The sequence below is a fragment of the Novosphingobium sp. BL-A-41-Hi4A-0G genome (assembly GCF_055521735.1).
The window spans coordinates 20,035-44,852 of sequence record NZ_JBVFVU010000002.1; the positions used below are offsets into that span (position 1 = coordinate 20,035).

Sequence of the window (24,818 nt, forward strand, 5' to 3'; positions counted from 1 at the left end):
GCATGGATACACGCCACCTCGTTGACCCGGAGCTACTGTCCGCCTTGGCGCTGTTCCCGACTTTCGATATCACCGGACCGGGCCTTGAGCACCTGCGGGCAACGATGGATGGCTTTGCAGCGGCGCCCGAAGCGATGGCCTGCGACGACATAGTCCTCCAGCAGATCTCGGTTCCGGCGTCCACCGCCGGACCGGAGCTAAACATCATCCTCCACCGACCGGTCGGCCAGACGAGCCACCTGCCTTTGTATTTCCACATCCACGGCGGCGGCTTCGTCCTTGGCAACGCGATCATGTCCTCGCCCGCCAACATCGCGCTTGCCCGAGAGGTCGGCTGCGTCGTGGCGTCGGTGGACTATCGCCTGTCACCCGAAGTGACCGGCCAGCAGCCGGTAGAGGACTGCTATCGCGCGCTTTGCTGGCTTGTCGAGAATGCGCAAAGCCACGGCATCGATGCCTCTCGGATCGCCATCGGGGGCGAGAGCGCCGGCGGCGGCCTTGCCGCATCGCTGGCCCTGATGGTGCGCGACAGAGGCACCATTGCGCTCGCCATGCAGATGCTGATCTGTCCGATGCTCGACGATCGGACGCAGGGAGACCATCCCCATTGCGGCGAGTTCGTCTGGACGGCCGAGGCCAATGCAGCAGCATGGGCGCTGCGCATAGGAAGCGAAGATGTCGAGCAAGACAGGCGCGGCTACATTGCCGCCGCCCGTGCCGACGACCTCGAAGGATTGGCCCCGGCCTATATCGCGGTCGGTTCGCTCGATCTCTTTCTCGACGAGGACATCGCCTACGCCCGGCGACTGGCCCGCGCAGGCGTCCCCGTCGATCTGCATGTCTACGCCGGCGGCTACCATGGCTTCGAACTGGCAGCCGATGCCAGCGTCACCCGCAGGACGATGGAAGACCGTTACGCCGTCCTGCGCCGCACATTTCAGGGAGAGAGATTGTGACCGTTTTCGGCGCCGACTTGTGGGACCGCTTCACCCGCCGCATCGGCGAAGCCCAGGCAACGCTTGGCGCGCAAGGTGCGCCCCTGTCCCTGCTCGATCAGGCCGAAGGCGCGCGCTACCTCAGCCGCATCGTCAGGCTCGGCCTCGAGATGTACCTCGAAGGCGGCGATCCCGATTTTCCGTCCTTCGTCCTGCCCAGCCATGAAACTGCCAAGCTCGGCGGCGACAACCCCGACAACCTCTATCTTTCGGCCACCATTCTGGGTGACCGGACATACCGCCTGACAGGCAACATCGGCACGGTCCATTACCTGTCGATCGGGTCCAAGGCCAACCGCTACGCCATCGACGGCACCATGGCCTCCACCGGAGAGCTTCAGAAGGAAGCGTTCGGCGCCGATGCCAACGGCGATTTCACCATCATCGCCAGCGCGACCAGGCCTGAAGGCGATGTCCCCTGGCTGCCGCTCGCGCCCGATTCCAACATTCTGCAGGTGCGGCAGACGTTCCTCCATCGCCCGGCCGAAACACCCGCCCGCTTCGCGATAGAGCGCATCAGCCAAGGTCCTGCCTTTCCCCCACCGACCGACCCTCAGGCCATCGAGCGGCGGATGATGGCTGCGGGCGACTTTGTCGTGAACGCCACGCGCATGTTCGCCAACTGGACCGCGATGTTCATGCCCTACCCCAACGAAATGCGCGATTGGGGCCAGGACATGTTCCACAAGGCGGGCGGCGATCCGGCGATCTTCTATGTTCACGGCTACTGGAAGCTGGCACCCGACGAACGCCTCGTGATCGAAACCGACGTGCCGGATTGCGAACACTGGAACATCCAGGTCGACAACTGGTGGATGGAATCGCTCGACTATCGCTACGTGCCCGCCTGCATCAATGCCGGAAACGCAGTGCGCGAAGCCGACGGCAGCGTGCGCATCGTCCTGTCCGCCACGGACCCGGGCGAACCCAACTGGCTGACCACCCATGGCCATGGCGAAGGCCACCTGCTGCTCCGCTGGGTCCGTGCGGCAAGCCACCCCATCCCGCGCCTGCGCGTCGAACGCGTGTGACGCCCAGCGTTCGGGGGGGCTTGGCGCCCCCTCCGCTCATGTCCTCACAGCGGCAGATAATCGCCACCGTTGATGTCCAGCGTTGCGCCAGTGACTGCCGAGAGCGTGTCCGAGAGAAAGACCAGAATGCCCCTGGCGCATTCGGCATCGCTCGGCACCCTGCCCAGCGCCATCGTCGCGGAAATGCCCGCCTCGGCTTCGGCGACGCTCGGCCCGCCGCGCGCAGCCTCGCTTTCCAGCCATGCCCGCGCGGGCGCGCTCATCGTCCAGCCGATGGCGGGCGTGTTGAAGCGGATACCCTTCGCACCCAGTTCTGCCGCCAGATAGCGCGTCAGCGAGGCCTGAGCGGCCTTGGTCGCCGCATAGCCGCCCTGATTGGCCACGACCTTGCGCGCCACCTGGCTTCCGACATTGACAACCGAGCCCCCGCCGCGGGCTTCCATGTGCGGCACGACGGCGCGGATCATCCGGATCATCCCCATGACCGTCACCTCGAAGGCGCGTGACAGCGCATCGAGGTCAAGATCGAGTACCGGGGCCAGGGTGCCCGGAAAATAGGCGCTGTTGACCAGTCCGTCGATGCGTCCGAACGCCGCAACCGTCTCCGCAGCGGCCCGGTCGCAATCGTCCTGCGACGTGATATCGGCACAGATCCTGATCGATTTCCGGCCCAGAGCAGCAATCTCCTCGGCCACTTCCGCCATGATCGCGTCGGTCCGCGATACCATCGCCACGTTCGCACCCGACCGCGCCGCCTCGACGGCAATGGTACGTCCCAACCCCGGGCCAATGCCCGTCACGATCACGATCTTTTCGGCCAGCACGCTCAGAATCTCCCACTTTCTTATCCTGCGGGCAATAAATCGCAGGGATGATGAGCAATGTCGACACGCAAAAACGATGTTTTCGATATGGATTTATCATTTTGCGTATTTCATCACCCGCAGAAGCCACCCGTGCCATGTTGATTCTCCGACAGGCATCGCATAGCGCTAGGCCAAGCAGAGGGAGCATCGGCCATTTCCAAAGTGCGGCTAGACGAACACGACGAAGCCATCATCGCCCTGCTCCGGGTCGATGGACGCATGGCGATCCGGGATCTCGCGCGCGAAGTCGGGCTCAACGAGGCGACCGTCCGCGCCCGCATCCGCCGCCTCGAACAATCGCAGACCATGCGCGTGGTCGCGCGTCTCGATCTTCCGTCGATCGGCTTTCCGTTCACGGCGCTGGTCGGCGTGCGCATCAGGGGGCGGTCGCTCGAGGATGTCTGCGCAGACCTGCTAAAGCTGGAGCAGGTCCTTTCGGTCCTCTCCGTAATCGGTCGCAACGACCTCGAAATCCAGGTCATTGCCAAGACGATGGACGATCTCGATCACCAGCTGACCGACGTCATTCCGGCCATCGAAGGCATTGTCTCGCTGGAATCGGCGCTGGCGATGAAGGTTTACAAGTACATTCAGCCGTGGGGCCGTTTCGATGAAGCCGATTGAGCTCAACTCTCTCGACCAGCGCATTCTCGAACGCCTCTCGAGCGATGCCCGTGTCAGCAATCGCGAACTCGCGCGCGAGCTGGGCGTCACCGAAGGCACGATCCGCGTGCGCCTCAAGCGGCTGACCGACGAGAACGCCATCCAGGTCGTCGCGATCACCAATTACGACCACATGATCGATCCCGTGATCGCCTATCTGTGGATCGAACTTGATGCCAACTACCCGGCACGGCCGGTGATCGACGCGCTCGTGGCCGAGCCCCAGATCACCTATGTCACCTCGCTGCTGGGCCGTGCCGACCTCATGGCCATCACCTGGGTCCGCGATTCCAGCCAGCTGGTCGAATACCTGCACAACCGAATCGACACGATCCCGGGCATCGCGCGGATTCACTACGAGCTGACCCACAAGCTCATAAAGCACGACTTCCGCACCACCAACATCGTCAAGTGATTACGCAAAGCGTCGCTTTATACATAGATATTGACGTTTTGCGTTGACATTCACCCCTGTCTGCCGACAATCGCTCCCGATAACGGAGAGATTGCATGACCGACGAGGCCAGCCGCCGCGCGCACCTGAAAGCCCAGTTCACGCGCCTGATAACCGCCTATGGCGAAAAGGATTTCGCCACCTTCGCCACCGGCGTTCATCCCGATGCCGAGTTCGACTGGCCCTACCTGCCCATTGCCGACTTCCCCGAGCGCATGATCGGCCGGGACAATTTCATCGCCGCATCGCGCGCCGGGATGGCCGATTGCGACGGCTACCATCACAAGATCGACCGCTTCTACGACATGGCCGATCCCAACATGATGCTGGTGGAATACCATTCCGGCACGGTGCTGCGCTCGTCCGGTCGCCCCTACGCCAACAAGTATCTTGGCATTCTGCGGTTCGAGGGTGATCTCGTCGTCTACTGGCGCGAATACGTCAATCCACTGCCGATCATCGAAGCCTTCGGGCTGGGCTTCCGCAACGAAGCCCTGTCGGAGATCGGCGCATGACCGGTTCGGTGACCGCAGCGCAGTGGGACAAGGAAGTGGACGTTCTGGTCGTCGGATCGGGTGCCGGAGCGATGGCGTCGGCGCTGTTCGCATCGGATCGCGGGGCACGGACGCTGATCGTCGAGAAGAGCGATCTTTACGGCGGTACGAGCGCGACATCGGGCGGCGGCGTGTGGATTCCGGCCAGCGATTCCGCGCTAGAGCAGGGCCAGCAGGACAGCCCGGACGAGGCCTTCACCTATATCAAGGAACTGGTCGGCAACACCGTTGCCGATGGCCGCATCCGGGCCTTCGTCGAAAACGCCCGCGTGATGAAGCGCGAGATCGAAGCGCGGTCGGACCTGCGCTTCACCGCCATTCCCTATACCGACTATCAGGCCGAGAAGCCCGGCGGCAAGATGGGCTACCGCAGCCACGCCTGCAACACGATCCACGCCGATGACCTGTCGCCCGAGGATTTCGCCACGCTGCGCACTACGCACAAGTCGGCCATGCTCTTCGGCAAGATCCCGTGGACGATCATGGAATCCGCCCCGATGATCACGCGCGGCCCGGGCTGGAAAGGCACGATGGCGCGCGTGCTCTGGCGCTATTATGGCGACATCGCGCAGCGCCTGAAAAGCCCGCGCAGCCGCTTCATCGTCTTTGGTTCGGCGATCGCCGCCCACCTCAAGAATGCGCTCAACCGCAGCGGCGGCGAACTGTGGCTGCGCACCGCCCTTGTCGAACTGCTGCGCGGCCCGGACGGCGCCATCGAAGGCGCAATCGTTGCCCGCGATGGCCAGCACCTGCGCATCCGCACGCTTAATGGCGTGATCCTTGGCGCAGGTGGCTTCGAGCGCAACCAGGCGATGCGCGACCAGTACCTGCCCGGCGACAGCCGCGAGACATTCTCGGCAAGTCAGGAGAACAACACCGGCGATGCCATTCAGGCCGGCATGCGCATCGGTGCCGCCACCGATCTGATGGACGAGGCATGGTGGGCACCCACCGTCCGTGTTCCGGGCGAGGACACCGCGCGGCCGCTGTTCTACGAGCGCGCCCTTCCCGGCTGCATCATCGTCAATCAGGCGGGCGAGCGCTACATGAACGAGGCGCGGAGCTACGATATCGCGGGCAAGGCCATGATCGATGCCGACCGTCCCGATGCGCGGTCGATCCCTTCGTGGATCATCCTCGATGCCCGCTTCCGCAAGAAGTATCCGATGGGTCCGATCATTCCCCTCCTGCCCGATTTCCTGCAATCGTCCGCCGCCCGCAAGGCGTGGCGCAAGGCCTCGACCGTCGCAGGCCTCGCCCGCAAGATCGGCGTTGATCCGGAACGGCTCGAACGCACCATCGCGCGCGTCAACCACTTCGCGAAGACGGGGGTGGACGAGGATTTCGGACGCGGCTCGGCACCCTATGACCGCTACTATGGCGACCAGTCGGTCCAGCCCAACCCGAACCTTGCCCCGCTCGACCAGCCGCCGTTCTACGCGCTGGAGGTCTATCCCGGCGATATCGGCACCAAGGGTGGTCTGGCGACCGACGAGGCCGCGCGCGTGCTCGATACCGCAGGCCAGCCCATTGCGGGCCTCTATGCCATCGGCAATACCGCCGCCTCGGTCATGGGCCCCTCCTATCCCGGAGCAGGCTCCACGCTTGCCCCGGCCATGACCTTCGGCATGCTCGCCGTGCAGGACATGCTGGACGCAAAGCCATGAGCCAGACGCTTCTGGTAACCGGTGCTTCGACCGGCTTCGGCGCGGACGTGGCATTGGCCATGGCGGCGAAGGGCTGGACGGTATTTGCCTCCATGCGCAATCCCGCCAAGGCAGCGCCTCTGGTCGACCGCGCACGCGAGGCCGGTTGTGCAGGCAATGTGGTGCCGGTTCAGATCGATGTGACGGATGCGGCTTCGGTCGCGTCAGGGGTGGCTTGCGCTCTCGAACAGACGGGCGGCAGGCTTGACGCGCTGCTCAACAATGCGGGCTTCTCCGTCATCGCTCCCTTCGAGGAGATGACCGATGCCGATGTCCGCTCGCAGATGGAGACCAACTTCTTCGGCGCGCTGGCTGTTACCCGCGCCGTGCTCCCTGCCATGCGCGCGGCGCAATGCGGCCGAATTCTCACCGTGACCAGCAATGCGGTAAACACGCCCCATCCGATGCTCTCGCTCTATGCCGCATCGAAGTGGGCGCTTGAGGGCTGGGCCGAGGGGCTGGCGATGGAAGTCGCGCCCTACGGCATCGAAGTGGGCGTGGTCCAACCCGGCGCGCACCGCACGCCCTTTGCCAGCAATGTCCAGTTCGCCATGCCCGAAGGCAGTGCCTATGCGGCATGGCTGGAAGCGGCGGGACCGAGCCTTGGCGAGCTTGATGCCTGGGGTCGCGATCCGGCTCTGGCTGTTGCGGCGATTGCGGAGCTGCTCGAGGCGCCCAGACTCCCGTTCCGCACGCTGGTGGGCGAAGACACGCAGATCTTTGCGGCACTCAAGGGCGCAGCACCGTTCGAAGTGCGCGCAATGGCGCTGCGGGCGATCACTGGCGCCCCTGCCGCCGGAGCCTTCACGATGCGGGACCACGAGTACAGCGCCAACGAATGGCCCGTCGCATCGCAAATCGCCAAACGCGTTGCGGGCAAGTTGGCAGACGATCCTGAACTCGCGTCCGTGCTGGCGCAGGCGTTCCGCCTCGGTTGAAATGGCCGGGGGCTCGATCTGCCCCCGGCGCTCGGTTCAGTGCGTTTCGCCGGGAGCCGATGCCTGCGCGGCGGGGGCAATGCCCTGGTTCATGCTGTCGATGATGCGGCGCTTCATCGGGGCCACCCAGTCGCGCTCCAGCACGGGATCAAGCAGGCCCGCTTCCTTCAGCTCGTCACACAGCTTCATCTGGTGACCGATGTCGAACAGGTCGAGCTGCGAGCTGAATTTGCCTTCGCCGCCATAAGTGATGAAGCTGACGCCTTCGGTTTCATAGAACGAACCGTCCGGCCGCTTGCCCGGCCCGCGATTGACCCAGCGGCTGAAGATGCGGTCACCGTTGACTGCGAATTCGAGGATCGGGAAACTCCACCCCGCCCAGCCAGAGCCGACGTCCATGTCGCGGCCATAGTGCGTGGCGCGGATCTCGTCGCGGTTGCGCGCAAAGACCGGCATCGAACCGCCATAGGGGCAATAGTAGGTGGCGTTCTCGTGATAGAACTCGTCGGCAATCCACGCCCAGTGGTTGCGGCGTTCGGCCTCGACGAAGGCCTCGCGAAGGCCCTGGATCGCAGCTTCGACTTCCTCGCGTGGATATGACACGTCTCGTCTCCTCTCATCACGGCATCCGCCGTTTGTTTGCATGCACATGGGCATTGCATATTGCGTCGCCTTAATCCATAGATAATTACGCAAAAAAAGGTTTTTGAGAGGATTTTACACGTTATGCGTTTTCTTGACCAGCTCGATGCCGATGCGCTGATCAGCCGCGCCCGCGCCTCGACGGGCCTCGCCGATCTCGGCCCCGATCACTTCCGCGAACCTCTCGATGTACTCCTGCGCTCGATGCGGGACGAGGCGCAACTTAACGAGGCTGGCGCCAGCACGCACGCCGCGCGGATCGTCAATGCGCTCGAAAATCGCCTGCGCCGGGTGGATCTGGTCAAGCGCCATCCTGAAATCCTCGACGAGCAGGTCGATGTCGGCGTGATCATCGTCGGCCTGCCCCGCACCGGCAGCACCATGCTCCAGCGCCTGCTTGCCGCCAGTCCCAAGGCGACGGCCATGGTCTGGTGGGAGACCATCTTTCCGTTGCCGCGCGACACCAGCGGTGCCGCCGACATTGCCGCGCGCAAGGCCGATGCAAAGCAGCTTTCGGACGATCTGGTCGCGGCTTCGGCGGGCTTCGAATCGATCCACCCGATGGATGCCTTTGCCCATGACGAGGAACTGCCCCTGATCGAGCAGTCGTTCATTTCCAACATTCCCGAAGCGATGCTCTACCTGCCCAGCTACGGCGAATGGCTGCTCGATGCCGACCAGACCGCCGCCTATGGCGAACTGCTCGAATGGCTCAAGATCCTGCAGTGGCAGGATCCGTCGCGGCGCGGGCGCAAGTGGATTCTCAAGGCGCCCCACCACCTGACCGCAGTCAGCACCACGCTCGACACGTTCCCGGGTGCGATCATCGCGATGACCCACCGGCGCGTCGATCACGTGATGGGCAGCTATTATTCGATGGTCGCCTCGCTCACCAGCGGCAACACCGATGCCGACCTGTCGAAGGAACAGGCCGCCCACTGGACCCGCCGCTTGCGGCGCAATCTCCTCGACATGATCCCGGTTCGCGAGGCCCGGCCCGAACGCTTCTTCGACATCCAGTATCGCGATCTCCTGACCGACCCTGTCGGCAGCGCGCAGGCGATATTTGCCGCTGCCGGCATCACTGCTGACGACGCCGACGTTGCTGCCTGGCAGACTTGGCTCGGCGGCAACAAGCGCGACAGCCGTCCGTCGCACAAATACGATCTGGCCGACTATGGCGTCGACCGCGAAGCGCTGATGCAGGACTTCGCTTTCTATTCAGACATCTATGTGCCGGAGGCCTGAGTCATGGAGATCACGGGAGAGGAAGCGGCCTATCTCAAAGGCTCTGCCGAGCCTCTGGCAGGCTCGATCCTGATCAGCACCTCGCGCTATCTCAACAATCCGCGCTTTCGCGATGTCTATGCGCAGATGGGTCTCAAGCGCGACGGATACGATCTGCCGGCTGCCTACCTGATCCCCGAGGTCAATCGCGCCGTCTCCGAGGAAATGGACTATCCGCGCCTCCATGCCCTGCTTGCGGCCGAGCGCGAGCGTCTGCCGGACTTCGCCCGGTGGCTCGACGAACGCTTCACGTCGGACTGGACGCCTGAGAAGGTGGCCCATTGCGCGCCCGGCACGGTCGGGGCGCTGATCCACGATTTCATCGTGACCAGCGGCATGGACATCGACTTCATGTTCCGTGGCGAGCCTGCTGACGACTTTGCCTACCTGATCAAGCGCCGCGTCCAGAACCACGATATCGAACACATGGTCACCGGCCTCGACACGAGCCCGGTTGGCGAGATCGCGCTGATCGTCGCGAACACTGTTGCCGTGTTCAATTACTTCGAACCCGAATTCGCCAACATGCTGTCGTTCCAGCCGATGTTCCTGGCATCGACCAGCCTGATGCGCGCCGCCTGTCATTATCCCACGGTCACCCCGGCGATGATCGAAGGCTTTGCGCTGGGCCATGCTCTGGGCGCGAAGCAGAAGCTCCCGCTGTTCATGCTGCGCTGGGAAGACTGGATCGACGTGGAGGTCGCAGACGTGCGCGAGCAACTGGGGTTTCAGGATGGTCCTGCCCCCGGACATTGGACATGGACATACGAGGCTTCGCATGGATGACTTTTCGATCACCGATTACCTCGCCATCCAGGCGCTGGTGCACCGCTACCCGCGCCACCTCGACAGCGGCGATCTGACAGGCCTCGGCCAGCTCTTCGCCCATGCCACCGTGCACTTCGAAGGGCGGCCCGATCCGGTTGTCGACGATCCCGCAGAGATCACGCGCATGTTTGCGGATTTCGTCAGGCTCTATGAGGGCATTCCCCGCACGCGGCACATGATCTGCAACCTGATCGTGGAGCCCGATGGGCCGGGCGTGGCCCGCGCGACCAGCGCAGTCTTCGTGCTGCAGGACGCGCCCGGCGTTCCGCTCCAGCCGATCATCACCGGCGACTATGCCGACCGCTTTTCGAAAGTCGAAGGAATCTGGCGCTTTAGCGAGCGCTTCATCACCAATGACCTGTTCGGCAACCTGACTGCCCACGGCAAGTACGCCCTGGAATGAGCGACACCTGATGCCGAAAGGATACGCAAAGCGAATCTTTGAGATTCACGATTGTTGTTTTGCGTAGTCCATATCTTGAAATTCGACGGATTTGGCGATAACGCTTACCTGAGACCAACAAAGGTCGACAGGGAGGGTTATCATGCAGATCTTCAGGGCCGCGCTGCTCGCCAGCGCCGTCGCAAGTTTTTCTCCGGCTCCGGCCTTCGCCCAGCAGGCGCAGGCCGAGCAGGCGGAGGAAACTCCGGCCATCGCCGACATCATCGTAACAGCGCGCCGCAAGGAAGAGAGCGCGCAGGACGTCCCGCTGACGATCACCGCGATCTCCGGGCAGGAGTTGGCAAAGCGCGACATCCGCAACGTCTCGGATCTCGTGCGCAGCGTGCCGAGCGTTTCGTTCTGCTGCCAGCGCGGCGAAGTGCAGTTCCCGTTCGTGCGCGGCATTCCCGGCGTGAAGGGCTATTTCGCCGAAGTGCCTGCCACGCTCGACGGCAACGCCTACTATTTCGATCCCGCCAGCGTCCAGGTGCTGAAGGGTCCGCAGGGCACCCTGTTCGGCACGGCCACCAACGGCGGCGCCATCCTCAACGAACCGCGCCGACCGGAAAAGGACTTCGGCGGTTATGTGTCGGGAACGGTGGGTGATTATGCGCGCACCGGCGTCGAGGCGGTGATCAACGCGCCGCTCTCTGACAAGCTGCAGGTGCGCGGCGGCGTCTCCTACAACAAGTCGCGCGGCTACGTCCGTGACGGATCGAATGGCCGCCGCTACGGCAATGAGGACTACGTCACCGCACGCCTCGGGGTGAACTTCGATTCCGGCCAGGGCCTGGCGAACTACTTCGTGGCGAACTACTTCGACTCGAAGGGTGACCGCCCATCGTTCACGCCGTTCCGCGCTAATCCGGCCTTCGCCGGCATCTTCCCTCGCCTCGGTCCCATCGTGGCAGAACAGAACCTGCGCGGACCCTACGATCTGGTCGGCACCGGCATCCAGGGCGGCAATGATGATCGCCGCCGCCTGCTCAACATCGTCAACCAGACCACGCTCGATCTCTCCGACAGCCTCAAGCTGCGCAACATCTTCGGCTACAACCGCACGAAGTTCTTCTCGCGCTTCGATGCCGACGGCACGACGCTTGCCATTTTCGACAGCAACGTCGGACCGACGGTGGCGCCGGGCGCCGATCGCCAGGTCAGCGAAGAACTGCAACTGCAGGGCAAGATCGGCGATCGCTTCGATTTCACGGCCGGCACCTTCAGCCTGTGGTTCAAGGCGGGCACCTCGGGCAAGGTCGCTTACAACGATCTCAGCGATGCGTTCGGCATCCTGACCGGCTCGCTGCTCCACCGCAGCACCTCGCGCACCAACGCGGTCTTTGCCGAGGGTACCTACAACTTCGGCGACGATGACCGCGGCCTGCGCCTCACCGGCGGGGTCCGCTACACGATCGACCGCGTCGAGCTTTCCCAGACCAACTCGGTCTGGATCCGCCTCTCGCCCACCAACCTGCTCAACCTCGCCGATATCGGAGCCGTTCCGGAAACCAATCTGAACCTTGGCGAGACGTTCAAGAAGTTCACCTTCAAGGGCGGCCTACAGTACCAGTTCGACCGCCGCCGCATGGCCTACTTCACGGTCAGCCGGGGCTATTCGGCAGGCGGCTTCAACACCGGAAACCCTGCAGGCTTCGAAACCTTCCAGCCCGAAAGCCTGACCAACTACGAACTGGGCCTCAAGGCCGACTGGGGATCGGGCGAGTTCCGTGCGCGCACGAACGTCGCGCTGTACTTCGGCAAGTACAATGACATCCAGGTCTCGACCACGCAGTCCAACTGCACCGACCCCAGCAACGTCGCCACCTGCCGCTTCGCCGTCGGCACCTTCAATGCCGCCAAGGCCGACATCAAGGGCATCGAGGGCGAATTCATGCTCTCGCCCGTCCGCTTTGTCGAAGTTGGCGGCGCTGCCTCCTACAACGACAACAAGTACACCAACTACATCAATGATCCGGACGGTCCCGGCCCGCAGCCTGCGCAGGACCTGAGCGGTCAGCCCTTCGTGTTCAATCCGAAATACAAGGTCAGCCTCTACGGGACGCTGCGCCTGCCGATCGAAGGTGCTGGCGAACTTGCCCTGACCGCGAATTATTCGTGGCAGGACAAGCTCGTGACGACCGCCACTCCGGTGCCTCAGGTATGGGACAGGCAGCGGGCCTATTCCAACCTCGACCTCCGGCTCGACTGGAACGAGGTCATGGGCCAGAAGGGTCTGAGCGGGTCGGTCTTCGTCACCAACGTCACGAAGAACACCACCTCTGACGGTGGCTTCGGCGCCTACAATTCGCTGGGTCTGTGGGGCATCAGCGCTGCGGTGCCCCGCCAGTTCGGCGTGCGCCTGCGCTACGATTTCTGACCGCTCCCAAGCGCAAAGCAAAAGCGCCGGTCTCGCAAGAGACCGGCGCTTTTATATTTCCTCGGGCTCGGTGTCAGGCCTTGAGGTCAGGCAGCTCGAGAAAGGAGGCATAACCGTCGGCATTGTGCTGCGCGAACCAGAACGAGGTGCCGAACGGTGCCGGTTCAAGCTCGTTGCCCCGTCCCATCTGGTATTCCTGCGGTTTGCCATGGCGGAACCTGAGCCCCCGCTCGATCATCGTGCGCTGGACCTCGTCGATGTCCTCCACCGTAAATCCGATGGTTGCAACGCCCTCGCCATTGCGCTCGAGAAACGCCTTCATGGCCTTGCCGGATTCGGTCTGGGGATCGTCCACCGTCAGCTGGAAGAAGCCCACCGAATGCACCCCTGCCCCGTTTCCAGGCGCAACGAAGTGCGCCATGCGAAACTCCTGAACGCCCGGCCCTACGCCCGAGGTGTCCTTGGGGTCGCACCCGAAGATCTTGCGGCCATAGGCAACCGCAGCATCCAGATCGCGAACGATCAGGTCGATGACGTAGATTTGCTTGAGCATGCCCGTCTCCCTTGGGCGCGCGGTCAGGCCAGGTAACCGCCGTCAGCCATGATCGTCGCACCGTTGATGTAGTCTGCCTGATCGGACAGCAGCCAGAGCACCGCCTTGGCGATGTCCTCCGGCGTCGCGAACCGCTTCAATGGGATCGGCGCGAGCAGCATATCCTTGTATTCGGGCGCATGAATCACGCCGTTCGTCAGGGGCGTGTCGACGACTCCCGGCGATACCGAATTGCAGCGGATGCCCTGTTCGCCATATTCCTTGGCAATCGCCTTGGTCAGCCCGAGCACACCATGCTTGGCTGCCGTGTAGGCTGCCGTGCGCGGGTAGCTGATGTGCGCCTGCAGCGAGGTCGTGTTGACGATCGCGCCGCCACCGCTTTTCAGCATCAGGGGCAGCTCTGCACGCAGGCAGTGGAACACGCCATCAAGGTCGACGCCCAGCACCTTGCGCCAGATGTCGAGCGGCAAGGCATGGCTTTCCGGCATCGGCGCACCGTTCAGCACGGAAACCTCGGTAATCCCGGCATTGTTGAACGCACCATCAAGGCGGCCATGGCGCTCGGCGATGGCGGCGATCATGCGTTCGCATGCGCCCGCGTCGCTCACATCGACTGCCAGTGACATCGCGTCCGGAAGCTCAGCCGCGACGTCCCTGGCATGGGCCTCGTTGCAATCGGCCACGACGACGCTCGCCCCGGCTTCGGCCAGCAAGCGGCATGTCGCAGCGCCAATCCCGCTGGCGCCGCCGGTCACCAGGACGACCTTACCCCGCATATCGATGGAAATGCCGCCAGCGCTCATCGCAGCGTAGCATCCCGAAGAGGCGCGCCGAATTTTGCGTCACCATCGATCCGAAGCACGCCTGACGGTGATCCCGCCGCTGCCTCACTGAAAGCCTTTCTCACGTTCCGCCTCCCAGGCACGAGACCGTGCCAACCGCTGGACGACGCCTGTGGGGTGTCCATCTCGCGAACTCCCCCGCCGCAGCGGACTCCTCCTGCTTCACCGACGCCTGACACCGGGCCTCGCCACGGCATCGGCCTGAGCCCTGTTCAGTCTGGCGAAGTTTGCCTGCCTTTCCTGATGCAGATTACGCAAAACGTCAATATGCTACACTCAAATTTTCACTTTGCTCACTTTCTCGCTTGCTCGTCGCGCATTTTGTCGTCATGTACTCAAAAAAATGCAAATGCCATGCGGTGACACACGCCGCTTTCGAAACACGATCTCTTGGGAGGGATGGATGAAAATTCGCGTTCTCGCGCTCGCCGGCACTGCGCTGGTCATGGTCAACTCCGGCACCGCCTTTGCCGCCGATGCAGCAGCTGCGGCCGATCCGCAGGCAGAGGCCACCCAGTCGGCCGGAATTGCCGACATCGTCGTCACCGCACGCCGCACCCAGGAACGTCTGCAGGACGTGCCGGTCGCCGTCACCGGCTATGACCAGACCCAGCTCAAGGCGCTCGACATCAAGGGCTTCGGCGATATCGGCAAGACCGTCCCGAACCTCGACGTGCAGCGCCAGTTCGGCTCTGCCAACGCACCGCAGTACTACCTGCGCGGCGTGTCCACCGGCACGCTCAAGTTCGAAGCCGATGCCGGCATCGGCCTCTACATTGACGGCATCTATCTCGGACGTCCGGCAGGCACGGCATTCTCGCTTGCCGATATCGAGCGCGTCGAAGTGCTGCGCGGCCCGCAGGGCACCCTGTTCGGCCGCAACTCGACCGGCGGCGCCATCAACTTCATCACTTCAGCGCCGAAGGGCGAATTCGGGGTCAAGGCAGAAGGCACCGTCGGCAACTACGATCGTTACAAGGGCCAGATCGTCGTCAACCTGCCGTCGTTCGGCCCGTTCAGCGCCCGCGTGTCCTATTTGCACGACGAGAACACCGGCTACGTCAAGAACCTGACGCCGGGCCGCACCTTCAATTTCGCCGCCCCCTTCGGCAAGATCGCTTCGGCAAAGACCTTCGGCGCGGAAAACACCGACGCTGTCGCCGTTGCCATCCGCTTCCAGCAAGGCGCGCTGACCGCCGACTACAAGTTCGACTATACCGACAAGGTCAGCACGCAGCTCGGCCAGCAGCTGCTCGGCTATGATCCGGGCTATGCCGCAGGCGTCGGCAACCCGCCGTTCTATGCCGCATCGCCCAGCATCTACGTCCCGGCCTCGACCGTCCGGCAGGATGCCCTGGCGCTAGACTTCACCTCGGCTTCGCGCATGAAGATCCAGGGCCACAGCCTGACGCTCGCCTACGAAGCCAGCGATGCAATCACGCTCAAGTCGATCACGGGCCTGCGCAAGCTTGATGAATTCGTCGGCGGCAACGATATCGACGGCGGAGCCTACGAGGTCGGCGGACTGCCGTTCACCAACATCTCCTCGATCCAGGATCGTCACCAGAAGCAGTTCACCCAGGAAGTTCAGGTGCTCGGCAAGACCGGCAACCTCGACTGGGTGCTCGGCGGGTTCTACTTCCGCGAAACCGGCAGCGACAACAACCCGGTGTTCATCGGCACCCTGTTCCCGACGTTCGCGCCACAGATCGAACCGAAGCTCGATGCGACGACCGGCAACACCATCAACATCTTCGGCGTCCCCAGCGACTATCTCGCCGGTTCGAACGCGAAGATCCGCAACAAGTCGATCGCCGGTTATGCCCACCTTGGCTACAAGACCGATCAGTTCGAACTCGCCGGTGGCCTGCGCTACACCAAGGACGATCGTTTCGAGGACCTGCTGGCCGGCGGCCTGATCCCGATCTTCGCACCCACCATCAAGTCCAGCGTCAGCTTTGATCGCTGGGACTTCGACGCCACGGCAACCTACATCGCCAACCGGGATGTCCGCGCCTATGCCCGCTTTGCCACCGGCTACCTTTCGGGCGGCGTACTCGGCGGCACCGTGTTCAAGCCTGAAACCGTCAACAGCTACGAAGTGGGCGTGAAGGCCGATCTGCTGGGCAAGACCCTGCGCATCAACGCGGCGGGCTTTGTCACCCGGCGCAAGAACGTGCAGACGCTCGGCTTCAGCGTCGCCAGCGGCACCTTCCTGTTCTCGTCGCCGTTCGGCAACGAGGAAGGCTTCGAAGTCGAACTGACCGCCAAGCCCTCGCCGCACTTCACCTTCAACGCGAGCTACGGCTACCTGCATCAGAAGCTGGCCGCCGATCCGGTCAATGGTCCGGTCAATTCACTCGCACCCAAGAACACGCTGAGCGTCGGCGCACAGTACGACAGCCCCGCCTTCAACAGCGACGGCACTTACGCAATGCTGCGCGTCGACGGGTTCTTCAAGGACAAGCGCCTGTCCGATCCGATCCAGAACGCTGCGACCCTCAACCTCACCACGCTGCCATCGCGCTTCGACATCAACGTCCGCGCCTCGCTGATGGAAATTCCGGTGGGCGGAGCCAAGGTCAATGCCTCGATCTGGGTCCAGAACCTGACCGACAATCGCAAGCTCGACTTCGCGCGCAACCTGACGACCAACGTCATCGGCGTGTTCCAGGTGCCGCGGACCTTTGGTGTCGATCTCGGGTTCGCGTTCTGATCAGCGCAAACGTTCTCTCCCTCGGTGCGGCAGGCTGACCTGCCGCACCGCCTTTTTTCAAGAAGACAACCTAACCTGTCGGGAGCACAATCGGGCATGACGTTGGCAGCATCAGCTGATCGCCCGCACTGGGGCCAGGTGGCCATTGCCGCGCTGGCGCAGAACTTCGCATCCGGCCTGTGCTTCGGCAGCTTCGGCACGATGATCCTGGCGATCGAGCGCGAGTACGCTGCCTCCCGATCGCAATCCTCGATGGCCCTGTCACTCGCCGTAGTAAGCCTTTGCGTAACCGCCATGCTGGTGGGACGCATCATCCATCGCGTCGATCTGCGCAATCTCCTCATCGCAGGCGCGCTGACCTCGGCCGCAGGATTTGGCGCAGCCTCCGTGGCGTCCGGCCCGGTGCAGCTGCTCCTGTCCTATCTCCTGCTGATAGGCCCCGGCACGGCCATGCTCGGCGTGCTCCCCGCAATGACGCTGGCCACCCGCTGGGTCCCCGAAACATTGCGCGGACGCGCCCTGGGACTGGTCAACATGCCGCTCCTGGTGATGATCGTTCCGCTGGTCATCGCGCCGGTGCTGACGGCCCATGGCGTGCGCACGGCCTTTCAGGTCCTCGCGCTTGCCGATCTAGCCCTTGTCCCGTTTCTGCTGGGCACGCGCAATGGCACCTCGAACGCAGGCGCTTCCCAATCCGCCAGTGTGCCTGCGCGCGCGATCCTGTCCCAACCCGCATTCTGGGTCCTGAGCATTGCCGTCGGGCTGATCACCGGCGCCGGCACGATGAAGCTCGCGCATTTCATCCCCCTGCTCGTAGGCCAGGGCCGCAGTTTCGGCGAAGCAAACTCGCTGCTGGCCCTCTCGGGCGGTTCAGGCCTCCTGGGCTCGATGGCGTTCGGCTATCTCGCCGACCGCATCGGCGGCCCCCGCGCGCTTGCCGTGAACGCCGCCGTGCAGGCGGTGGTGTGGACGATCTTCCTGTTCCCGGTCAGCCTGCCGATCCTGACGATCGATGCCATTCTCGTCGGAGCCTGCGGCGGCGGGGTGCAGGGCGCATTCGGCGTGGCCGTCGCCGCCCGCTTCGGGCCAGCCGCCTTCGGCAGGGCCTTCAGCCTGTTCCAGCTCAGCACCTTGCCCTTCCTCTTCGCCATGACCCCGATCGCCAGCATGCTGTTCGAGCGTACCGGCAGCTATTACCTGCCGATGGGGCTGACCGTGGGCCTGCTCGCCTTCTGCGCCGTGATCCTGCAACTGCTGGGACGACATCCCGCCAATCCGGAGAACCACATTGCGTAGCGCCGACTTCGCCCGTCCCGGCGAGATTCACTTCCGCAACGACGCCACGCCGCCGCAACCCGGCCCCGGCGAAGTCCTCGTCGCGGTCAAGGCTTGCGGCATCTGCGGTTCGGACCTCCACATGTTCCGCGACAATTCCTACCGCGACAAGCTCGTCCGCGAGACGCCCGAAGGCTACGCTGTCCCCGGACACGAGTTTGCCGGCACGATCGCGGCACTGGGCGAAGGCGTCGAGGGCTGGAGCATCGGGGACCGCGTTGTCGGCGTTACCGGGATGGGTGGCGGCATGGCCGATCTCGTCGCCGTCCCCGTCAACCCCTGGCAACTCGTCCGCATGCCCGATGGCCTGTCCTTCGAGGAGGCCGCCACCACCGAACCGCTCGCCGATGGCCTGCAGATGGTGCGCAAGGGCGCGCCTGCCGATGGCGAGAACGTGGTCGTCTTCGGCGTCGGCATCATCGGCCTCGGCGTGATCCAGTCCATCCGCGCGCGCGGCATTTCACCCTCGCGCATCATCGCCGTGGACGTGCACGATGCGCGATTGGCCAAGGCGCTCGAAGTCGGCGCGACCCATGCGGTCAACGCCCGCGATGCAGACGTGTTCGAACTGATCGGCGAGATCTGCGGCGTCTCGGAAAGCTATGCCGGCGTTTCTGCCAACATCGCGCTCGTGTTCGATTGCGCGGGCTACATCCGCCACATGCAAGGCCCGCCGCCGCTCGAAACAGCGCTGAAGATCGTCAACCCCGGCGGCAGGATCGTATGCTTCGGCGGCTTCGAAGGGCGCATGAAGATCGACATGAGCCCGCTGATCGAGAAGCAGCCCACGATCTTCGGCTCCAACGGCTATGCGCCCGAAGAACTCGTCGAGGCGCTCCATCTCATGAGCAGCGGTCAGGTGGATCGGGCTACCCTGCTTTCGGCCAGCTTCCCGCTCGAACAGGTCGCGCAGGCGTTCAGCGCGCAGATGCAGCCGACCGCCGTGAAGGTGATGCTGAACGTCTGAGAAATGGCAGGTCGATCCGGCAGCCCATGGCGTGCCACCGGATCGGCCCGAAAGGTCAGACGCCGAACCCGCCCGCAACCGAGATCGTCTGCCCGGTCACATAGTTCGCCCGTGAGGATGCGAAATAGACCGCTGCATGGCCGATGTCTTCCGGTGCGCCCCAGCGGCCCATCGGCAGCATCGCCTTCACCGCGGCCACCCAATCCGCGTTGAACGTGCCGACTTCCTGATGGACCTTGAACTGTCCGGCATCGATCACACCGACGAGCACGGAGTTGGCGCGGATATTGTAGCGCCCTTCCTCCTTGGCGATGCCTTTGACCAGCGCCTCGTTGCAAGCCTTGGGCACAACTGACAGGCCATCGTTGGCAGGCCACCAGTCGTGCCCGGCAGAGCCCAGGTGAACGAAGCTTCCCCCGCCTGCCTCGCGCATGTGCGGCAGCACCGCACGAACGGCATTGGCAAAGCCGAACGCTTCGATTTCCATCGACTGGCGGAACTGGTCCTCGCTCCAGCCCGCGATCTCGACCTGCGGAACGACCGGCCCTGCCCCCCAGACGACAGTGTGCACGCGCCCGTGCTCCTTGATCACGTCCGCGATCACACCATCGATCTGGAGCTTGTCGCGAACATCGGCCTGATGGATTGACGCCTGCCTCCCCGTCGCCCTGATCGCGTCGGCAGCCTGCTCGGCAACTTCGCGCTTGGACCGATAGACAATCGCCACATCGCTCCCGGCCTCCGCCAGCTGCATCGCGACACCACGGCCGATGCCACCGCTGCCACCAAATACGATGGCGGCCCCATCGGGAAACTGGCTGGTCATCACAAAACTCTCCTTCCGACACATAACATGTACGTTTTGCGTCTCATATACGCGTTTTTGAAACGCATATACAAGTTCGAAGGGATATTTTATTCTATATGCGCAATGTGCGCCCGGTAGTCAGGTCCGGCTGACGACGGCGCGCGCCTGTTCGTGCAGGATCGCCCGGAACGCCTCGAGCGTTGCGGGGTCCGCCGGGTCATATTGCCGCCCCGGACCCAGCTGCCGCGCGTTGCACACGTAGAACAACGCGCCTGCGGCCACGCTGTTGAGGATGTGCATCGCCGGAATCTCGCGAAAGCTGCCATCGGCAACGCCAGCGGCAACAATCGCCTCCAGTTCGCGCAAGGCAGGCTCTGAGAACTGCACCGGATCGTCGCCGCGCGGCGCAGGATCGGCGACCACGCGCTGGATGATCCGCGCGGCAGTGGGCCGGTGGACCATGAAGTCCAGCCAGCCGTCGAACAGCGCCAGCAACCGCTCGATTGGCTTGTCCGCGCCCGCCATCCGCGCGGTCACGAACTGCTGCATCGCCGCAAAGATACCGGCCTCGACCTCGTCGTAGAGCTGCTGCTTGCCCGGAAAGTAATAGACGATCGACGGTCGGCGGATGCCGACCACCTGCGCCACGTCCTCAAGCCGCGCCGCGGCATAGCCCACCTCGGCAAAGATCCGCTCGGCCGCGTCGAGGATCGCCAGACGCGTCGCATCGCCGCGAGCCTGACGGGCAACGGGTCTGGTGGCGTTGGACAAGTCGGCTCCCCCTGCAAATTTCCCGCGAGCGGCTGGGTGGTCATAGCCGCTCGCAAGCCTCCTCCCAAGCGCCCGCGGCAAGCTATGCACAAGCCCTCTTGAATTTCTACCTTTTCGTAGGTAGAAAATCTAACAGCGTGTAGAAATTGCCGCCAAAGCGCAGCAAACGCCGCATTTCCGGGAGAGAATCATGAAGCACACCGCAAGTCTCGCCAGCGTCGGCCTGCTCGCGCTCGCCGCCAGCGCCGCCCATGCGCAGGAGGTAGAACAGCCCGCAGCCGATGGCGGCATCGCCGAAATCGTCGTCACCGCGCAGAAGCGCGCAGAGCCGCTGCAGAAGACGCCGCTCTCGATCGTCGCGCTCACCTCTGACGATCTCGTGCGCAAAGGCATTGCCGATCTCACCGACTTGCGCTCGCAGGTCCCATCGCTGCAGATCACCCCGCATCCCAACAGCGCGACGACCGCGCGCGTCTTCCTGCGCGGCGTGGGCAACAACGACGATCAGATCACTGTCGATCCCAGCGTCGCGATCTATCTCGATGGCGTCTATGTCGCGCGCGGCCAAGGCCTTGCCGCCGAGATCGCCGAAGTTGAACGGATCGAAGTGCTGCGCGGGCCGCAAGGGTCGCTCTATGGCCGCAACGCCACCGGCGGCGCGATCAACTACATCACCCGCCAGCCCACGCTGGGCGAGTTTCACGCCCGCCAGACGCTGTCCATCGGCAACTACGACCAGTTCCGTTCGCGCACGAGCGTGAACGTGCCGGTGGGCGAGACCCTCGCGGTGGAACTCGCCTATCTGCACAGCCAGAAGGACGGCTTCGTGCGCAATGCCGGCACCGGCGTCTCGCGCTTTGGCGACCAGCGCCGCGATGCCTATCGCGCGGCCGTGCTGTGGCAACCGGCTCCCGCATTCGAACTGCGCTACGCCTACGACCGTTCGGACATTGCCGACACGCCCGCCTACATGGTCTTCGCCCCGTTCCACCCAACTCTGGCCGTCCGCCCCACGGTCGGCTCGCCTGCGGTCCGCGGCCTGCTCGCCAACGACGTGACCGCACAGGGCCACAGCCTCACCGCCAGCTGGAACGCGTCCGACACGCTCACCGTCCGGTCGATCACCGGCTATCGCAAGCTCGCCAACTTCACCAACCAGAACTATCTGACCGGCGCGCTCGGCCCCTTCCCGGTCTTCGTCACCGCCTTCGACCAGAACCAGCGCCAGTGGAGCGAGGAGCTGCAACTGGTCGGCTCCGCGCTCGACCACCAGCTCGAATATACCCTCGGCGCCTACTTCTTCGACGAGAAGGCCTCCAGCTTCGACAGCACCGTGCCCACCGGCCGCCCAACCTCGCTGCGCACCGCCACCGTCAGCAACCGCGCCTGGGCGCTTTACGGACAGGCCACCTGGCGGCCTGCCATGCTGGAAGGCGCATACCTGACCGGCGGCCTGCGCTGGTCGCGAGACAGCCGCAAGGCGACGCTCGACCAGAGCAGCGTCGCCCTGAACGGCACCGTCACCACCCGCCCGCAGGGACGCGGCGACAACACCTTCACCGACTACAGCCCAAGCGTGATCCTCGGCTACGAGGCCAGCCGTGACGTCAATCTCTATGCCAAGTGGTCGCGCGGCTACAAATCGGGTGGCTACAACCTGCGCGCCAGCACCATCGCCCGCTTTGCCGAAGGTTACGGGCCGGAGCGCCTCGATTCCTTCGAAGTGGGCATCAAGTCGAGCTGGCTCGACAACCGCCTGCGCGCCAACATCGCGCTGTTTCGCGCGAACTACCGCGACATTCAGGTCAACATCCAGTCGGACCCGAACAACCCGGCGGTGACCGACATCTTCAACGCGGGCGAGGCGCGCATTCAGGGGCTCGAGCTTGACCTCACCGCCAAACCCTCGCGCGCGCTCACCTTCACCGCCAGCTATGCCTATCTCGATGCAGGCTATCGCCGCATCACCGACCAGATCAGCGGCGCAAACATCGCCTCGCGCTTCAACTTCGTCGAGGCGCCGCGTCACACCCTCTCGGTCGGCGCGGAATGGACCCTGCCCGAAACCCCGCTCGGCGTACCCAGCGCCAGCGTCGACTACTACATGCAGAGCGAGAAGTTCTCCTCCACCACCGATGCCCGCTACATCATCGGCGACTACGGCCTGCTCAACGCGCGCGTCGCGCTCAGCGATATCCCGCTTGGCCTTGGCAAATGGCAACTCGCCGCCTTCGGGCGCAATCTCACCGATACCCGGTACTATGTCGCGCACTTCTCGGCGGGCCTGCCGGCGGCCTTCTTCGGCGATCCGCGCAGCTATGGCCTTGAAGTCCGCTTCGAATACTGAAAGCTCTTGCCATGACCGACATCTACGCACCCCGCCTGTCCACCCCCTCCTCGCCGGTCGTCGTGACCGGCGGGGCCTCGGGCATCGGCCTTGCCACCGCCGAAGCGCTGGCCGCCGCAGGCCGACCCGTCGCCCTGTGGGACATCAACGCCGAGGCCGCCCAAGCCGCAGCCGCACGGATCGCCGCCAAGCGCGCCGTTCCGGCGGTCGGCGTGGCCATCGATCTGCGCGATCTCGCCGCCTATCCGGACGCGCTCGCAAAGACCCGCGATGCCATCGGCCAGATCGGCGGACTGGTCCATTCGGCCGGCACCGTCGATATGGACTCGATTGACGGGCTGACCCCGGAAAGCTGGGACAGCGGCATCGCCATCCACCTGCGCGCGCTCGCCTTCCTCGTGAAAGCCCTGCGCCAGGACATGGCCACGCTCGATGGCTCTGCCATCGTCGCAGTCACCTCGATCAACGCCACGCTCGGCAATGCCATCAACCCGGTCTATTCGGCGGGCAAGGGCGGGCTTCTTTCGCTCGTCCGCTCGCTGGCCGACCGGCTCGCCCACGATGGCATCCGCATCAACTCGGTCTCGCCCGGCCAGATCGTCACCCCGATGACGCAGCCTGCGCTCGATGCTCTCCCCAAGGGCTTTTTCGAAAAGCGCATCCTGCTCGGGCGTCTCGGCCAGCCGGAAGAAGTTGCCAGGACGATACGCTTTCTGCTCTCCTCCGAAGCGAGCTACACCACCGGGGCGGAACTGGTGGTCGATGGCGGGAACATATCGTCGCAAAGGGGATGACGATGCACAGACCGATCAGCAGCATCGCACTGGCCGCACTGCTCGCCGGATGCGCGCCGATGGCAGGCCCGCAATCTGCCTCGGCAAGCCTGACCGAAGCCAGCGTAACCACGCCCGCTCTCGCAACCGCCCCGAACTTTCGCGACATCGGCGGCTATCGCACGCACGACGGCCACCGCGTCCGCACAGGCCTCGCCTATCGCTCCGACCAGATGAACCTGCTCAGCGAAGCCGATCTCGCAACCATCGCCACGCTGCGCCCTGCTGCCGTGGCCGACCTGCGCACGGTGACCGAACGCACGCGCGAGCCCGATCGCCTGCCATCGGGTGCGCGATACATCGTGCTCGATGTCGCGGCGGACAGTTCGGAATCTCTGGGTGGCGACATGCGCCTTGCCATGGCGCAGATCGCGCAAGGCAAGGGCGAGGCGCTGCTCGTCGCCGCCAACCGCGAATTCGTCACCCTGCCCAGCGCGCGTCAATCCTACGCCGCGCTGATCCGGCTGATGATCGCCGCCGACGGCCCGGTCATCTATCACTGCACCGCTGGCAAGGACCGCACCGGCTGGGGCACTGCCGTCGTCCTCTCCCTGCTCGGCGTCCCGCGCGAGACGATCATGCAGGACTACCTGCTGAGCAACGACCGCCTCGCTGCCAAGAACGCCGCGATCCTTGAAGGCCTTGCCCGGTCCGGCAGCAAGCTGAGCCCGGCCTTCCTCGAACCGGTACTGACCGTGAAGCCGTCCTACATCGAGGCCGCCTTTGCCGAAGTGGACCACACCTACGGCTCTTTCGATGCCTACGTCACAAAGGGCCTCGGCCTGTCACCACGAGAGATCTCCGCACTGCGCACAAAGCTGCTGACCCGCTGAGGCGCGGGTCGCAGAATAGAATGACAGCTT

23 protein-coding genes are annotated in these 24,818 nt (G+C 64.2%); 17 read left to right on the plus strand and 6 right to left on the minus strand.

All coding sequences use genetic code 11. The features are described 5' to 3' along the window. The first annotated feature begins 2 nt into the window (after positions 1-2). Entirely contained in the window at positions 3-956 is a 954-nt protein-coding gene (locus ACZ1JX_RS17785) for an alpha/beta hydrolase (RefSeq protein WP_465126686.1), read from the plus strand. Then, the gene (locus tag ACZ1JX_RS17790; RefSeq protein ID WP_465126687.1) at positions 953-2,026 is read left to right on the plus strand and encodes a DUF1214 domain-containing protein; all 1,074 of its coding nucleotides are present in this window, start codon (positions 953-955) and stop codon (positions 2,024-2,026) included. Before ACZ1JX_RS17785 ends, ACZ1JX_RS17790 begins: the two co-directional genes overlap by 4 nt. Positions 2,027-2,070: 44 nt before the next feature. Here the strand turns inward: ACZ1JX_RS17790 and ACZ1JX_RS17795 are convergent, their stop codons facing one another. After that, complete coding sequence (locus ACZ1JX_RS17795; RefSeq protein ID WP_465126688.1) at positions 2,071-2,850, minus strand: SDR family oxidoreductase; 780 nt, start codon at positions 2,848-2,850, stop codon at positions 2,071-2,073. A 204-nt stretch (positions 2,851-3,054) separates the two neighbouring features. On the opposite strand from ACZ1JX_RS17795, the gene ACZ1JX_RS17800 reads away from it, so the two are divergent. From ACZ1JX_RS17800 to ACZ1JX_RS17820, 5 genes are all read left to right on the plus strand, one after another. Continuing rightward, positions 3,055-3,516 carry an Lrp/AsnC family transcriptional regulator gene (locus ACZ1JX_RS17800; RefSeq protein ID WP_465126689.1) on the plus strand — a complete coding sequence of 154 codons (462 nt, stop codon included), beginning with the start codon at positions 3,055-3,057 and terminating at the stop codon, positions 3,514-3,516. Beyond that, positions 3,503-3,970: an Lrp/AsnC family transcriptional regulator gene (locus ACZ1JX_RS17805; protein ID WP_465126690.1), complete on the plus strand. Its 468-nt coding sequence runs from the start codon at positions 3,503-3,505 to the stop codon at positions 3,968-3,970. The genes ACZ1JX_RS17800 and ACZ1JX_RS17805 overlap by 14 nt, the downstream gene beginning before the upstream one ends. Before the next feature lie 95 nt (positions 3,971-4,065). Next, positions 4,066-4,524 (plus strand): nuclear transport factor 2 family protein, encoded by a 459-nt coding sequence (locus tag ACZ1JX_RS17810; RefSeq protein WP_465126691.1) that lies wholly within the window; start codon positions 4,066-4,068, stop codon positions 4,522-4,524. After that, on the plus strand, positions 4,521-6,230 hold the full coding sequence (locus ACZ1JX_RS17815; protein WP_465126692.1) for an FAD-binding protein: 1,710 nt from the start codon (positions 4,521-4,523) through the stop codon (positions 6,228-6,230). Before ACZ1JX_RS17810 ends, ACZ1JX_RS17815 begins: the two co-directional genes overlap by 4 nt. After that, entirely contained in the window at positions 6,227-7,207 is a 981-nt protein-coding gene (locus tag ACZ1JX_RS17820; RefSeq protein WP_465126693.1) for an SDR family oxidoreductase, read from the plus strand. Before ACZ1JX_RS17815 ends, ACZ1JX_RS17820 begins: the two co-directional genes overlap by 4 nt. A 36-nt stretch (positions 7,208-7,243) precedes the next feature. On the opposite strand, the gene ACZ1JX_RS17825 is transcribed toward ACZ1JX_RS17820, so the two are convergent. Then, positions 7,244-7,810: a nuclear transport factor 2 family protein gene (locus ACZ1JX_RS17825; protein WP_465126694.1), complete on the minus strand. Its 567-nt coding sequence runs from the start codon at positions 7,808-7,810 to the stop codon at positions 7,244-7,246. Between the two features lie 123 nt (positions 7,811-7,933). On the opposite strand from ACZ1JX_RS17825, the gene ACZ1JX_RS17830 reads away from it, so the two are divergent. From ACZ1JX_RS17830 to ACZ1JX_RS17845, 4 genes are all read left to right on the plus strand, one after another. Then, positions 7,934-9,097 carry a sulfotransferase family protein gene (locus tag ACZ1JX_RS17830; protein ID WP_465126695.1) on the plus strand — a complete coding sequence of 388 codons (1,164 nt, stop codon included), beginning with the start codon at positions 7,934-7,936 and terminating at the stop codon, positions 9,095-9,097. A 3-nt stretch (positions 9,098-9,100) separates the two neighbouring features. Beyond that, complete coding sequence (locus ACZ1JX_RS17835) at positions 9,101-9,922, plus strand: Coq4 family protein (protein WP_465126696.1); 822 nt, start codon at positions 9,101-9,103, stop codon at positions 9,920-9,922. Then, the gene (locus ACZ1JX_RS17840; protein ID WP_465126697.1) at positions 9,915-10,367 is read left to right on the plus strand and encodes a nuclear transport factor 2 family protein; all 453 of its coding nucleotides are present in this window, start codon (positions 9,915-9,917) and stop codon (positions 10,365-10,367) included. The genes ACZ1JX_RS17835 and ACZ1JX_RS17840 overlap by 8 nt, the downstream gene beginning before the upstream one ends. Before the next feature lie 142 nt (positions 10,368-10,509). Further along, positions 10,510-12,783 (plus strand): TonB-dependent receptor, encoded by a 2,274-nt coding sequence (locus tag ACZ1JX_RS17845; RefSeq protein WP_465126698.1) that lies wholly within the window; start codon positions 10,510-10,512, stop codon positions 12,781-12,783. 73 nt (positions 12,784-12,856) lie between these two features. On the opposite strand, the gene ACZ1JX_RS17850 is transcribed toward ACZ1JX_RS17845, so the two are convergent. Then, the gene (locus tag ACZ1JX_RS17850; RefSeq protein WP_465126699.1) at positions 12,857-13,336 is read right to left on the minus strand and encodes a VOC family protein; all 480 of its coding nucleotides are present in this window, start codon (positions 13,334-13,336) and stop codon (positions 12,857-12,859) included. A gap of 23 nt (positions 13,337-13,359) precedes the next feature. After that, a complete protein-coding gene (locus tag ACZ1JX_RS17855; RefSeq protein WP_465126700.1) occupies positions 13,360-14,139 on the minus strand; it encodes an SDR family NAD(P)-dependent oxidoreductase in 780 nt (259 codons plus the stop codon). A gap of 442 nt (positions 14,140-14,581) precedes the next feature. Between ACZ1JX_RS17855 and ACZ1JX_RS17860 the strand changes: the two genes are divergently transcribed. The 3 genes from ACZ1JX_RS17860 (at position 14,582) to ACZ1JX_RS17870 (ending at position 19,196) form a co-directional block, all read left to right on the plus strand. Beyond that, positions 14,582-16,894 carry a TonB-dependent receptor gene (locus tag ACZ1JX_RS17860; RefSeq protein WP_465126701.1) on the plus strand — a complete coding sequence of 771 codons (2,313 nt, stop codon included), beginning with the start codon at positions 14,582-14,584 and terminating at the stop codon, positions 16,892-16,894. Between the two features lie 96 nt (positions 16,895-16,990). Beyond that, complete coding sequence (locus tag ACZ1JX_RS17865) at positions 16,991-18,190, plus strand: MFS transporter (RefSeq protein ID WP_465126702.1); 1,200 nt, start codon at positions 16,991-16,993, stop codon at positions 18,188-18,190. After that, the gene (locus ACZ1JX_RS17870; protein ID WP_465126703.1) at positions 18,183-19,196 is read left to right on the plus strand and encodes a zinc-dependent alcohol dehydrogenase; all 1,014 of its coding nucleotides are present in this window, start codon (positions 18,183-18,185) and stop codon (positions 19,194-19,196) included. Before ACZ1JX_RS17865 ends, ACZ1JX_RS17870 begins: the two co-directional genes overlap by 8 nt. A 55-nt stretch (positions 19,197-19,251) precedes the next feature. On the opposite strand, the gene ACZ1JX_RS17875 is transcribed toward ACZ1JX_RS17870, so the two are convergent. Together ACZ1JX_RS17875 and ACZ1JX_RS17880 are read right to left on the minus strand one after the other, a co-directional pair. Continuing rightward, complete coding sequence (locus ACZ1JX_RS17875) at positions 19,252-20,022, minus strand: SDR family NAD(P)-dependent oxidoreductase (RefSeq protein ID WP_465126704.1); 771 nt, start codon at positions 20,020-20,022, stop codon at positions 19,252-19,254. 120 nt (positions 20,023-20,142) lie between these two features. Then, positions 20,143-20,775: a TetR/AcrR family transcriptional regulator gene (locus tag ACZ1JX_RS17880; RefSeq protein WP_465126705.1), complete on the minus strand. Its 633-nt coding sequence runs from the start codon at positions 20,773-20,775 to the stop codon at positions 20,143-20,145. A 190-nt stretch (positions 20,776-20,965) separates the two neighbouring features. On the opposite strand from ACZ1JX_RS17880, the gene ACZ1JX_RS17885 reads away from it, so the two are divergent. From ACZ1JX_RS17885 to ACZ1JX_RS17895, 3 genes are read left to right on the plus strand one after another with little or no spacing between them, the layout of a single operon-like run. Beyond that, on the plus strand, positions 20,966-23,122 hold the full coding sequence (locus ACZ1JX_RS17885) for a TonB-dependent receptor (protein WP_465126706.1): 2,157 nt from the start codon (positions 20,966-20,968) through the stop codon (positions 23,120-23,122). 11 nt (positions 23,123-23,133) lie between these two features. Continuing rightward, a complete protein-coding gene (locus tag ACZ1JX_RS17890; RefSeq protein WP_465126707.1) occupies positions 23,134-23,916 on the plus strand; it encodes an SDR family NAD(P)-dependent oxidoreductase in 783 nt (260 codons plus the stop codon). Between the two features lie 2 nt (positions 23,917-23,918). Further along, entirely contained in the window at positions 23,919-24,788 is an 870-nt protein-coding gene (locus ACZ1JX_RS17895) for a tyrosine-protein phosphatase (RefSeq protein WP_465126708.1), read from the plus strand. Positions 24,789-24,818 lie beyond the last annotated feature (30 nt).